Genomic DNA, 12523 nt, shown 5'->3' with positions numbered 1-12523 from the left:
TCCGGACCGAACGGGCGCTCTGGCACGACCGCTCAGGGGTCAACGGCTCACGCGCCGCTCTCCCGCAGCATGTCCTCGCGCTCGACGATCTTCACGCGCTCGCGGCCCTGCGGCTCGCCCAGCGCCTTCTCCGCGGCGTCCAGGCGGTACCAGCCGTCCCAGGTGGTGAAGCGGATCCCGCGCTCGGCGAGGAACGCGTCCACCGCCTCCGGGGCCGGCGACTCGGGCGTGAGCAGCCGTCCGCCCGCGTAGTCCGCCAGCAGGTTCGCCACCGTCTCGTTGGCGTCCCCCTTGGTGTGACCGATCAGGCCCACCGGACCGCGCCGGATCCAGCCGGTGACGTACGTGGACGGCAGGTGCTCGCCGGTTTCCTGGATGACGCGTCCGCCCTGGTCCGGGACCGTGCCGGAGTCGATGTCCCAGGGCAGCTTGGGGAGCTTGTCGGAGAGGTAGCCCACCGCGCGGTACACCGCGCTGACGTCCCAGTCCTTGAACTCGCCGGTCCCCTTGACGTTGCCGGTGCCGTCGAGTTCCGTGCGCTCGGTGCGCAGGCCGACGACCTTGCCGTCCTCGCCGAGGATCTCCACCGGGGACTCGAAGAAGTGCAGGAACAGCTTGTGCGGGCGGTCGCCGGCGTCGCGGATCGCCCAGTTCTCCAGGGTCTTGGCGACCATGTCGGCCTGCTTGTTGCCGCGCCGGGTGGCGATCGAGCCCTCGTCGTAGTCGATGTCCTCGGGGTCGACGATGACCTCGATGGAGGGGGAGTGGTCCAGCTCCCGCAGCTCCATCGGGCTGAACTTCGCCTGCGCCGGGCCACGGCGGCCGAACACGTGGACCTCCACGGCCTTGTTGGCCTTGAGTCCCTCGTACACGTTCGGCGGGATCTCCGTCGGCAGCAGCTCGTCCGCCGTCTTGGCGAGGACGCGCGCGATGTCGAGGGCGACGTTCCCGACGCCGAGCACGGCGACCTTCTCCGCGTCGAGCGGCCAGGTGCGCGGCACGTCCGGGTGGCCGTCGTACCAGGAGACGAAGTCCGCGGCACCGTAGGAGCCGTCGAGGTCGATGCCCGGGACGGACAGCGCGCGGTCGGCCGTGGCGCCGGTGGCGAAGATCACGCCGTCGTAGAACGTCCGCAGGTCGTCGAGATGGAGGTCGGTGCCGTAGTCCACGTTGCCGAACAGACGGATCTGCGGCTTGTCGAGCACCTGGTGGAGGGCGGTGATGATGCCCTTGATCCGCGGGTGGTCGGGGGCGACGCCGTACCGGATGAGTCCGAACGGCGCCGGCATGCGCTCGAAGATGTCGATGGACACGCCCGGTTCGGCGGCCACGTCGGACTTGAGCAGGGCGTCGGCGGCGTAGATCCCGGCGGGGCCGGATCCGACGATGGCTACCCGCAGGGGGCGGGGCATGGTCAGGTTCCCTTCGAGCGATGACAGGCGTCTCGATGGGAAGCCTAAACTGAGGCATGCCTTACCTGGTACGCGGGTCCGGTCTATGAGCTCATAAGTCTCACTTATGAGATCTCTCCGTGGTGCTTATGCGGGCGCTCGACCTCAGCCGATGGGCTGTTCCGCCCAGATGACCTTGCCGGCGGGCAGATAGCGGGTGCCCCACCGCTCGGCGAGCTGGGCGACCAGGAACAGGCCCCGTCCGCCCTCGTCCGTCATGGCCGCGTACCGCAGATGCGGCGAGGTGCTGCTGCTGTCGTAGACCTCGCAGATCAGGTTGCGGTCGCGCAGCACGCGCACCCGGATGGGGGCGCCGCCGTAGCGGAGCGCGTTGGTGACCAGCTCGCTCAGGATCAGCTCCGTGCCGAACGCCAACTCGTCCAGCCCCCATGCGGCCAGCTTCCGGTTGACCGCGGCCCGCACCTCACCGACCGCCGCCGGGTCGGACGGCACCTGCCACTCGGCGACCCGGTCGGCGCCCAGCGCCCGGGTCCGCGCCACGATGAGGGCGATGTCGTCCCCGGCCCGGACCGGCCGCCGGGACTCCAGTACGACCCTGCAGGTGTCCTCCGGGGAGTCGCCGGCCCGGGACAGGGCCTCGCGCAGCTCCTCCAGGCCGACGTCGATGTCGTGCCGCCGGTCCTCGACCAGCCCGTCGGTGTAGAGGACCAGCCGACTGCCCTCCGGCAGTTCCCGTTCGGCCGACTCGAACGGCAGTCCGCCCAGTCCCAGCGGAGGGCCGGCGGGCACGTCCCAGAACTCCACGCTGCCGTCGGGGCGGACCAGGGCCGGCGGGGGGTGCCCGGCGCGGGCGACGGTGCAGTGCCGCGAGACCGGGTCGTAGACGGCGTACAGACAGGTCGCCCCGGTGACCGGGGCGCTGTGCTCGTCCGGGGTCTCGTCCTGGTCGATGCGGACGACCAGCTCGTCGAGCAGGGCGAGGAGCTCCTCGGGCGGGAGGTCGAGCGCGGAGAAGTTGTGCACCGCCGTACGCAGCCGCCCCATGGTGGCCGCGGCGTGCAGGCCGTGCCCGACGACGTCGCCGACCACCAGCGCGACCCGGGCGCCGGACAGCGGCAGGACGTCGAACCAGTCCCCGCCCACCCCGGCCTGCGCGGGAAGGTAGCGGTAGGCGATCTCCAGGGCGCTCTGCTCGGGCAGCGTGCGCGGCAGCAGGCTGCGCTGGAGCGTCACCGCCATGCTGTGCTCGCGCGTGTAGCGGCGGGCGTTGTCGATGGAGACCGCGGCCCGGGCGACCAGCTCCTCCGCCAGGGCCAGCTCGTCGGTGTCGAACGGCTCCGGCTTCCGCGACCGCCAGAAGCTGACCACGCCCAGTACCAGGGCGCCGGCCCGCAGCGGAACCGTGATCAGCGAGTGGATGCCGTACTCCACGATCTGTCCGGAGCGCTCGAGGTCCTGTGCCTGCCAGCCCGGCGCCTCGCCGAGCCGCGGCTCCAGGACCGGCCGGCCGGTGGTGAGGCTGAGGGACTGCGGGGAGGACCCGACCCAGCGGATCTTCTCCTCCTTGGGGTAGAGCGGGGCGTCCTCGGCGATCCCCGTCATGGCCGTGCGGCGCAGCGTGGCGGCCGCGTCCGGGTGGCCGCCGGACAGCACCGACTCGAACAGGTCGACCGTGACGAAGTCGGCGAACCGGGGCACGGCCAGCTCGGCGAGCTCCTCGGCGGTGCGGGTGACGTCCAGACTCGTCCCGATGCCCACGCCCGCGTCGTAGAGCATGTTGAGCCGCTCGCGGGACGCCTCGGCCCGGCCGGACAAGGCGCGCAGCTCGGTGGAGTCGCGCACCGTGGCGACGCTGCCGGGCGGGCCGCCCGCGCGGTCGGTGGGCCGCTGGTTGACCGCCAGCAGCCGGTCGCCCACCAGATGCACCTCGTCCGTGGCGACCCGTCCCGAGGACAGCAGGTCGGCGGTGCCGGGATCGAGGCCGATGTCCAGTACGTGCCGGCCTTCGGCGTCCCCCGGCAGGTCGTACAACCGGTGCGCCTCGTCGTTGGCGAGCATCAGGGTCCCGTCCCCGTCGACGATGATCACCCCTTCGCGCACCGCGTGCAGCACCGCGTCGTGGTGTTCGTACATCCGGGTCATCTCGTGCGGGCCCAGGCCGTGGGTCTGGCGGAGCAGCCGTCTGCTGACCAGGGCGGCGCCCGCGGTGGCCAGGGCGAGCGCGGCGAGCGCCGCGCTCAGGACGAGCGGCAGCTGGTCCTCCGTGGCCCCTCCGACGTGCTCGGTCGTGATGCCCGCCGACACCAGGCCCACCACCGTGCCGTCGGGATCCTCCACCGGCACCACCGCCTGCACCAGCTGTCCGATGGTGCCCTCGATCTCCTCCACCACCGGCTTTCCGGCCAGCGCGGGCGCGATGGTGCCGACGAACTTCTTGCCGATGCGGTCCGGCTCGGGATGTGTGTAGCGAATGCCGTCGGTGTTCATGACGACGACGAAGTCGACGTGCGCCTGCTCGCGGGCCGCCTCGGCGCGTGGCTGGAGCACGGCCGTGGGGTCCGGGGAGTCCAGCGCCTCGACGACGCCCGGCGCGTTCGCGAAGGTCTCGGCGACGGCGAGCGAGCGATGGCGGGCCTCCTGCGTGCTGTCCCTGCGCACCTGGAGAACCAGTGCCACGACAGCGGCCACCACCAGCAGCAGCACGATCATCAGGTGCAGCACGAACACCTGTCCGGCGACGCTGCGCCCGCTCAGCACCGACCGCAGTACCGCCGCCGGACGCCACCGCGAGCGGCCGCTCGCTTCCCGTCGGCGCCGTACGGACGCGGCGGCGCCGGGCCGCAGGGGCGACCGGGTCTGGGATCGACCCATGAGTCGGACCATGTGCCATGTCTACACTGCCGCGCCACGCGAGGCGAGGGGCGGCCCCCACTCGACCGGCGGATCACCGCCTCGTGACCGGGCCGCGGGTCGCGCGCGGCCGTCCCCCCTTGACCGCGCGCGACCCTCCCCCCAGCGCGCGACTCGTCCCCCGAAGGTCGCGCGCGTTCCATGACCGGGCCACCCCGGCGCATCCCGGCCCCTGGCCTCAGTCGGCCAGTGCGCGGGCCAGTTCCGTGGTGGCGCGGGCGATCTCGGTGTCCTGCTCCGCCAGCAGCCGCTTCAGGTCGCCGCGCCGGGCGCGCACCGCCTGCCGGGCCTTGCGCTCCCACACCACCGGGTTCTCGCGGTGGTTGAGCAGCTTGGGATACGCGGCGGCGGTGCTCTCCCACTGCCGGGCGTCGGCGATGGCCTTGAGCAGCTGGATGATCTGGGCCCGGCAGGTGACGTGCGGCAGCTGGGCCAGCTCCCAGAGGAAGGGGACCGTGGCGGCGGTCGCCTGTTCCGTGACGAAGCCGTACTGACAGATCCGCTTGCGCAGATCCTCCAGGGCGGCCCGGGCCGTACTGGCGTCCCCCCAGGCGATGCCGTTGAGCAGGAGGGGGATGGCCGCGGCCGATCCGGTGGAGTCCTGCATCTCGGCCCACGGCACGCGGGACAGTGCCGTGAGAGGGGTGGACCGGGCCACTCCGGTGGGGGAGGTGTGGCGCACTGGGCGCTCGCTGCTCGGCTGTTCCGTAGAAGCGCTGCGCATGGCGTGGGTGCCTTTCCGCGGCAGTCGTGTCAGGTGGGCGGGCGGGTCGACAACCGGGCCCACACCGTCTTGCCCGCCGGAGGGGTGGGGGTCCAGCCCCACGCCTCGGACAGGGCGTCGACGATGCACAGGCCCCGGCCGTGCTCCTCCAGGTCGGAGACGGCACCGGGCGCGAGGACGGGCGCGTGGTCGTCGGGGTCGGAGACGGTGAGCAGCAGGTGCGCCGGCTCCAGGCGGAACCCCAGCCGGACGTCCGGCGCACCGGCGCACCGCGGCGCCGCGTGGGTCACGGCGTTGGCGGCGAGCTCGGTCATCACGAGGGTGGCGTCGTCGCAGTGGTGGGCGAGCGACCAGCCGTGCAGGGTGTCCCGGGTGAAGGACCGCGCCCGGGCGAGGCCCTCCGGGCCGTGTGCGATGCGCAGCGCCATCGAGGCGGACGCGGCGCGGGCCGTCTCCGGTATCGAGTGGGGTTCCTCGTGCGGCGCCGCCGGGAGCGGGTTGTACGGGAACGCCGGCGCCGCGCCGGGAACACCCGACCGCACCATGGCCGCGGCCGGCGGCCGGAGCACTTGATACGCAGGTGATGACACGGCATCTCCTCGATGCGACGTCAGGACAGGGCGCCGACACGGGGGTTGACGCCGCAGCTATTATCCACGCTGAGGGCGCTCGCGTGCAATTGCACGAGAAATTGCGTGAGATTTTTCCCCGTGCGTGGCGGGACACGAGAAGAGCAAGGAGACAGCGGTGCCAGGAGTGCGGAACGGAGTGCGGGCCAGCCAGCTGGACGCCCGCTGGATCAAGAGCCGGCACAGCAACGCCGAGGGCAACTGCGTCGAGCTGGCACCGCTGACCGGCGGAGGGATCGCGATGCGCAACTCCCGTGACCCCGACGGCCCCGCCCTCATCTACACGCCCGCGGAGCTGGCGGCCTTCCTGGCCGGTGCGAAGGACGGCGAATTCGACCACCTCGTCTGACCACCTCGGCTGACCACCGGGTCTGGCCACCGGGTCTTCCCATCGCGTCCGATCTACCTCGTACAACCGTCTTGTCCGACCGCCCCGGGAAGCCGGCGCGGGCCGCTCGGGCGGCGCCGGTGAAGTGGAGCCCCAACTTCCGACTTCTGTGGGGCTTCCGCGTGCCGCTGCGGTGAGGCAGAGTCAGGTGCGATAATGTTGGTCGCCCTTGTGCCGGTCTGCTGGGAGTCAGGATGTCCGCCGCGTCGCATCGCATCTCCCGTCTGGAACCGTATCTGGACAGGTCCGAACCGGCTCCGACCCTGCTGAAGATGCTGGTCGGCGTGCAGCTCGCGGGCTTCCGTGAGGATGCCGGACTGTCCCAGGACCAGGCGGCGCGCACCGTCGGCTTCAGTGCGGCGAAGCTGTCCCGCATCGAGTCCGGCAAGAGCCGCCGCCCGCCGACCGAGGGCGATGTCCGGGCGTTGCTGAAGCTGTACCGCACCGACGAGTACGAGGCCTCGGTGCTGGTCAAACTGTTGCGGCGGGCCGGGGAGCCGGGCTGGTGGCAGCGGTACGACAAGCGGTTGATGCCGGAGTGGTTCGACCGTCTGGTCGGGCTCCAGGAGGCCGCCGCCACGATCCGTACGTTCGAGATCCAGTATGTTCCCGGACTGCTGCAGACCGCCGCCTACACGCGCGCGGTGGTCGAGCGGGGGCTGCCCAACGCCCCGGCGGGTGAGGTGGAGCGCAGGGTGGAACTGCGCATGCACCGGGCCGAGCTGCTGCTGCGCGAGGGTGCGCCGCAGCTGTGGGCCGTCATCGACGAGTCGGTTCTCCTGCGCGTCCTGGGCGGTTCCGGGGTGATGCGCGAGCAGCTCGAGCACCTGGTGACGATGGCCGAGCGGTCCAATGTGACGGTGCAGATCGTGCCGCTGGACGTGACGAACGCGTCCGCTCCCGCCATCCCGGTCACCTATCTGCGCTTCGGCGGACTCGATCTGCCCGACGTGGTCTACCTGGAGCACATCAGGAGCGCCAACTTCCTCGAGGACCGCGACGAGACGGAGGAGTACCGGATCGCGCTGGACCGCCTCGCCGACGAGGCGCTCCGGCCCCGCGACTCCGTGGAGCTGCTGCGCAGGACGATCAAGGATCGCTACTCCGCGTCGTAGCGGCGGCCGGGCGCGCGGACCGGGCGTTGACCACCGGCGACGCCGGCTGAACGCTCCGACCGGAGGCGCCGACGCCCCTCGCCGGTCCTTCGAGTGGTCCGGCCGGGCGCGTCGTGTGGTCGGGGGTTACTGCGGGAGCCGGCCCACGCCGCCGAACTCGATCCACTCCTTAGTGAGCTGACGCGGCGCCACCTCGCTGTCCGGACGCCAGGTGGACACCTCCACCAGCCCCGGCTCCAGGATCTCCAGTCCCTCGAAGTACGACTCCACGTCCTTCTCCTGGCGCACGCGGCCCCAATGTCCGTGGGTGGCCTGGTTCATGAAGTCCGTGACGAACTCGCGGACCTCCGGATCCTCGCTGACCAGCTGGCACATCACCATGAAGCTGCCCGGCGCCAGCCGTTCGCGCACCTGGCGGGCCAGGGCGAGCGGACCGTCGGTGTCGCTGTCCGGGATGCAGTGGAACACCGAGTTGAACAGCACGCAGACCGGCTCCGAGAAGTCGATCAGCCGCTGGGTCTCGGCGTGGCCGAATATCGCGTCGGTGTCGCGCATGTCGGCCTGGATGACCGCGGTGCGCTGGTCCTGCTCCAGCAGGGCCCGGCCATGCACCAGCACCATCGGGTCGTTGTCGACGTACACCACGTGGGTGGTCGGGTCGATGCGCTGCGCGACCTGGTGGACGTTGTCCTGGGTGGGCAGGCCGGAGCCGTGGTCGAGGTACTGCCGGATCCCGTACTCCTGCGTGAGGGTCCGCACCACCCGCTGGAGGAAACGCCGGTTGTTCAGGGCCAGGCGGCGCGTGCTGGGCACCTTCTTGTCGAGTTCCTCGACCGCGGCACGGTCGGCCGCGTAGTTGTCCTTGCCGCCCAGGTAGTAGTCGTACATGCGCGCGGCCGTCGGCACGGTCGCGTCGATGTCGGTGGACAGCTGCTTACCGGTCTGCATCGTTCCCCCTGCGGAATGCCACGCCAACTGGACGGGCTGGACAGGGAATACATCCTAGGGAGCGCCCCGCGACCCGTGCCAGCCGGTCGGCACATGCGGACGCGAACGAACGGCGCGCCCCGAGCGCGTCGATGACGCGCTGTGTCCGCTCGTACGCCCGTCGTGAGGGATCGGTGTCAAGGGGGCGGGAGGGGGTGCGCGCCGGGTGATGCCTGCGCGAGCGCTTGTGCCCCGCTATCGTCGGTTTCGTCCCCATGGGGCGTTCGTCGCCGGCGCAGCGGCGGCCGGCCCATCCGCGTCCCCGGGAGGCACAGCATGGACGACTACTACGACCTCGGCACCCACGGCCGACCCGTGACGACCTCCTCCGCCGAAGCCCAACTCTGGTTCGACCGAGGGTTGCTGTGGACCTACGCGTTCAACCACGAGGAGGCGGTCGCCTGTTTCGAGAAGGCGGCCGGGGCCGACCCCGACTGCGCCATGGCCCACTGGGGCATCGCCTACGCGCTCGGCCCCAACTACAACAAACCCTGGGAGGCCTTCGACAGCGACGAACTCGTCCGCGCGGTCGAACGCACCCACGGCGCGGTGGAGCGGGCGCACGAGAGGGCCGCGCACGCCACACCCGTCGAGCGGGCCCTCATCGAAGCCCTGCGCGCCCGCTACCCCCAGGCGCAGGTCACCAAGGACTGCTCGGTGTGGAACGAGCCGTACGCGGACCGGATGCTCGCGGTGTACGAGAGCGCCCCCGGCGACCTGGACGTGGCCACCCTCTGCGCCGACGCCCTGATGAACCTCACCCCCTGGCGGCTCTGGGACCTCAGGACGGGCCGCCCGGCCGACGGCGCCCGCACCCTGGAGGCCAAGGCGGTGCTCGACGGCGCGCTCGCCACCGGCGCCGGCGCCCGGCACCCCGGGATCCTCCACCTGTACATCCACCTGATGGAGATGTCCCCCACGCCGGAAGCGGCCCTCACCGTCGCCGACCGGCTGCGCGGAGCCGTGCCCGACGCCGGGCATCTGCACCACATGCCCTCGCACCTGGAAGTCCTGTGCGGCGACTACCGCCGGGTCATGTCGGACAACGCCCTCGCCATCGCCGCCGACGAGAAGTACCTCCGGCGCGCGGGCGCCATGAACTTCTACACCCTCTACCGCGCCCACAACCACCACTTCAGGATCTACGGCGCCATGTTCGCCGGGCAGTCGAAGACCGCCCTGGACGCCGCCGCACGGCTCGAAGCAGCCATCCCCGAAAAGCTGCTCCGGGTGCAGAGCCCACCCATGGCCGACTGGCTCGAGGGGTTCCTGGCGATGCGCGTCCATGTCCTGATCCGCTTCGGCCGCTGGGACGACATCCTGGCGCTGCCGTTCCCCGCCGACCCCGAACTCCACTGCGTCACCACCGCCATGCTCCACTACGCCCGTGGCGTGGCCCTGTCCGCGACCGGTGCCACCGACGAGGCCGAGGCCGAACGGGAGAACTTCCGCGCGGCCGTGAGCCGCGTCCCCGGGACCCGGATGCTCTTCAACAACACCTGCCGGGACATCCTCGACATCGCGGCAGCGATGCTGGACGGCGAACTCGCCTACCGCGAGGGCGAGTACGACATCGCCTTCGCCGCGCTGGAGCGGTCCGTCGAACTGGACGACAACCTGCCCTACGACGAGCCCTGGGGCTGGATGCAGCCCACCCGGCACGCCTACGGGGCACTGCTGCTCGAGCGGGGCCGCGTCGCGGAGGCCGAGGCGGTGTACCGCGCCGACCTCGGCCTCGACGACACCCTGCCCCGGCCCCTGCAACACCCGGGGAACGTCTGGGCGCTGCACGGATTCCACGAGTGCCTGCTGCGCACCGGCAAGCCGGGCGAGGCGGCGATCGTCGCCCAGCAGCTCAAGCTGGCGGTCGCGCTGGCGGACGTACCGATCGAGGCGTCCTGCTTCTGCCGGCTGGAGACCCACCACCTGGCGACCCGGCACCCGGTGGCCCCCGGCGACGACTGCTCCGCCTGCCACTGAGCCGGCCGGCGCGGTCCCGCTCAGTGCGGGCGCGGCGCGGTCCCCGCCGGCTGCGCGGTCGCCGCGCTCGTCCTCACCGCACCGGCCCGGCACGGCGTGAAGGCGCGGCCGGAGCGCGGTACGGCGAAGGCCACGACGGCCACGACGGCCACCGGCCTCCCGGCCGGACCGGCCCAGTGGCCGGCGGTGCCCGCACTGGTCCTCGCGGCCCTGGCGGTCGTCGCCTGCTTCATCGTGCGCGGGAGGTGGTTCCCGCGGCGTCGTGGCCCTAGCGGGACGCCACGACGGCCTGGAACGTCTTCATGCAGGAGAAGCAGTGCCGGTCCGTCGTGTGCCGCCGAGGCGACTCCTCCTCCTTCTCCACTCCGCACAGCGTGGAGGACTTGTCGGGGGTGAGGACGTGCCACACCGGCTCCCCCGAAGTGTCTGCACCGCACCACATCTCGTGCATTTCCGGCTCCCTCCGGGTAGGCATGGAGGCCGCTTCCATACGAGCACGGCGCGGGCCCGGACGGCCCGTCCGGCGTGGCACTCGGGTGACCCGGGGGCCGGGATGCGTATCGGTGGCGGCGGCCGGATCCTGGAGGGATGACGAAGGCGCCGATCGTGGTACACCCGCCGCTCGGTTCGGGCGGACGACGCGTGACCGTGCGCGGTGAGATCGTCGGCCTCGCCAACTCCGACAGGGACGTGGTGGAGTTCCTGCGGCGCGCGGGACTCCCGGACGGCGAACGGCTGCTGGACGATCCGACCTGGGTGAAGTGGGTCGGCGGCCGGGCCCACGTCTACGACGCGGCGTAAGCGGGCCACCGGCTCACGACGGTCACCGTCGGCGCCGACGCCGACGGTGACCGCGCCTGTCGGTGTCCCCCCACCGTCCTGCGGCGTGCGGCATGCGGCGCGTCCCCGGACCTTCGTGCGGCGTGCGGCGTGTTCCCCGGTCTTCGTGCGGCGTGCGGCGTGTTCCCCGGTCTTCGTGCGGCGTGCGGCGTGTTCCCCGGTCTTCGTGCGGCGTGCGGTGCCCGCGGTCGCCTTCGTCGTCCTGTTCCCGCGTCCGATCCCGCGGTGAGGGCCTGCTGCCCGGCGTCCGGCGCGCACGGCGCGGCGCACGAGACCGGTGAGATTGCCGGTCCGCACCGGCCCCCTCCTCTCCGACAGTGGCAACGCCAGTCCATCGGCGGCGCCCCCGGCCGGGCACGGCTCCCCTCCACGCCGTAGTCCCGTGCACCGGCCGGCCGGGCGGTTCGCCGCGACAGAGAGGACCACTCGTCGTGCAGCAGCACCCCCACAGCAGCAGGCGCAGAACCCGCCGGTTCGCCGGACTGACCGCGGCCGTCGCCGCCCTCATCGGTCTCACCACCCTCACCGGCCCCGGCGCCCACGCGGCGGACAATCCCTACGAGCGCGGCCCGGCACCGACCAACTCCAGCATCGAGGCGCTGCGCGGCCCGTACGCCGTGTCGGACATCTCCGTCTCCTCGCTCTCCGTCACCGGCTTCGGCGGAGGCACGATCTATTACCCGACCAGCACCGCCGACGGCACCTTCGGCGCGATCGCCATCTCGCCCGGCTTCACCGCGTACCAGTCCTCCATCTCCTGGCTGGGACCGCGCCTGGCCTCCCAGGGCTTCGTGGTCTTCACCATCGACACCAACACCACGGTCGACCAGCCGGACTCGCGCGGCGAACAGCTGCTCGCCGCACTGGACTACCTCACCCAGCGCAGCGCGGTCCGCGGCCGCATCGACAGCAGCCGGCTCGGCGTCATGGGCCACTCGATGGGCGGCGGCGGAAGCCTCGAAGCCGCCAAGGACCGGCCCTCGCTCCAGGCAGCCATCCCCCTGACGCCCTGGAACCTCGACAAGAGCTGGCCGGAGGTCAGGACACCCACCATGATCTTCGGGGCCGACGGCGACACGGTCGCCCCGGTCTCCAGCCACGCCGAGCCGTTGTACTCGGGTCTGGCGTCCTCCCTGGACCGCGCGTACCTGGAACTGAACGGCGCCACCCACTTCACGCCCAACTCGTCCAACACGACGATCGCGAAGTACAGCATTTCCTGGCTGAAGCGGTTCATCGACAACGACACCCGCTACGAGCAGTTCCTGTGCCCGCTGCCGCGGCCGAGCCTGACGATCGAGGAGTCCCGGGGCAACTGCCCGCACACCTCCTGAGACCAGAGACCTGCTGAACGACCACCCGGTGGCGGTCCGCGCACGACGCGGGCCGCCACCGGCGTTGTGTGCGGGCACCGCCGAGCGTCGGCCGCGTTGTGCCGCGGCACACTCCGCTCCCCCGGTGCCGTGCGAGAAACCGCTGGTTATTGGCAGTTATGTCTTCACCCACCTGTGGACGCTCACCTTCCGCGTGACCTTACG

The 12523-nt window shown here is 71.8% G+C and carries 12 protein-coding genes; 5 read left to right on the top strand and 7 right to left on the bottom strand.

What is annotated here, in order from left to right:
* Positions 1-47: 47 nt before the first annotated feature.
* The 4 genes from IE178_RS07640 to IE178_RS07625 form a co-directional block, all read right to left on the bottom strand.
* Entirely contained in the window at positions 48-1412 is a 1365-nt protein-coding gene (locus IE178_RS07640) for an FAD-dependent oxidoreductase (protein ID WP_184762751.1), read from the bottom strand.
* 144 nt (positions 1413-1556) lie between these two features.
* Positions 1557-4283, bottom strand: coding sequence for a SpoIIE family protein phosphatase (locus IE178_RS07635; protein WP_438874354.1), 2727 nt, complete (start codon positions 4281-4283; stop codon positions 1557-1559).
* Between the two features lie 217 nt (positions 4284-4500).
* Positions 4501-5046 (bottom strand): hypothetical protein, encoded by a 546-nt coding sequence (locus tag IE178_RS07630; protein WP_193511704.1) that lies wholly within the window; start codon positions 5044-5046, stop codon positions 4501-4503.
* A 29-nt stretch (positions 5047-5075) separates the two neighbouring features.
* Positions 5076-5591: an ATP-binding protein gene (locus tag IE178_RS07625; RefSeq protein ID WP_193511866.1), complete on the bottom strand. Its 516-nt coding sequence runs from the start codon at positions 5589-5591 to the stop codon at positions 5076-5078.
* Between the two features lie 202 nt (positions 5592-5793).
* Between IE178_RS07625 and IE178_RS07620 the strand changes: the two genes are divergently transcribed.
* A complete protein-coding gene (locus tag IE178_RS07620) occupies positions 5794-6024 on the top strand; it encodes a DUF397 domain-containing protein (RefSeq protein ID WP_184762754.1) in 231 nt (76 codons plus the stop codon).
* A gap of 233 nt (positions 6025-6257) precedes the next feature.
* Positions 6258-7178, top strand: coding sequence for a helix-turn-helix domain-containing protein (locus tag IE178_RS07615; protein WP_193511703.1), 921 nt, complete (start codon positions 6258-6260; stop codon positions 7176-7178).
* Positions 7179-7304: 126 nt separating this feature from the next.
* Here the strand turns inward: IE178_RS07615 and IE178_RS07610 are convergent, their stop codons facing one another.
* Positions 7305-8126, bottom strand: a complete 822-nt coding sequence (locus tag IE178_RS07610; protein ID WP_193511702.1) for an SAM-dependent methyltransferase — start codon at positions 8124-8126, stop codon at positions 7305-7307.
* A gap of 315 nt (positions 8127-8441) precedes the next feature.
* Here IE178_RS07610 and IE178_RS07605 point away from each other — a divergent pair, with 315 nt between their 5' ends.
* The gene (locus IE178_RS07605) at positions 8442-10145 is read left to right on the top strand and encodes a tetratricopeptide repeat protein (RefSeq protein ID WP_193511701.1); all 1704 of its coding nucleotides are present in this window, start codon (positions 8442-8444) and stop codon (positions 10143-10145) included.
* Positions 10146-10165: 20 nt separating this feature from the next.
* Here the strand turns inward: IE178_RS07605 and IE178_RS07600 are convergent, their stop codons facing one another.
* Entirely contained in the window at positions 10166-10378 is a 213-nt protein-coding gene (locus IE178_RS07600) for a hypothetical protein (protein ID WP_193511700.1), read from the bottom strand.
* A gap of 35 nt (positions 10379-10413) precedes the next feature.
* On the bottom strand, positions 10414-10596 hold the full coding sequence (locus IE178_RS07595) for a hypothetical protein (RefSeq protein WP_229875821.1): 183 nt from the start codon (positions 10594-10596) through the stop codon (positions 10414-10416).
* A gap of 137 nt (positions 10597-10733) precedes the next feature.
* Between IE178_RS07595 and IE178_RS07590 the strand changes: the two genes are divergently transcribed.
* Positions 10734-10946 carry a hypothetical protein gene (locus tag IE178_RS07590; RefSeq protein ID WP_193511699.1) on the top strand — a complete coding sequence of 71 codons (213 nt, stop codon included), beginning with the start codon at positions 10734-10736 and terminating at the stop codon, positions 10944-10946.
* Between the two features lie 470 nt (positions 10947-11416).
* Positions 11417-12319 carry a bis(hydroxyethyl) terephthalate hydrolase gene (gene bdeA / locus IE178_RS07585; RefSeq protein WP_184762760.1) on the top strand — a complete coding sequence of 301 codons (903 nt, stop codon included), beginning with the start codon at positions 11417-11419 and terminating at the stop codon, positions 12317-12319.
* Positions 12320-12523 lie beyond the last annotated feature (204 nt).

The organism is Streptomyces griseoloalbus, from assembly GCA_014650015.1.
Taxonomy (GTDB): Bacteria; Actinomycetota; Actinomycetes; order Streptomycetales; family Streptomycetaceae; genus Streptomyces; species Streptomyces griseoloalbus.
Note: the sequence above shows the minus strand (reverse complement) of the source record. Positions and strands in the feature narration are given on the sequence as shown.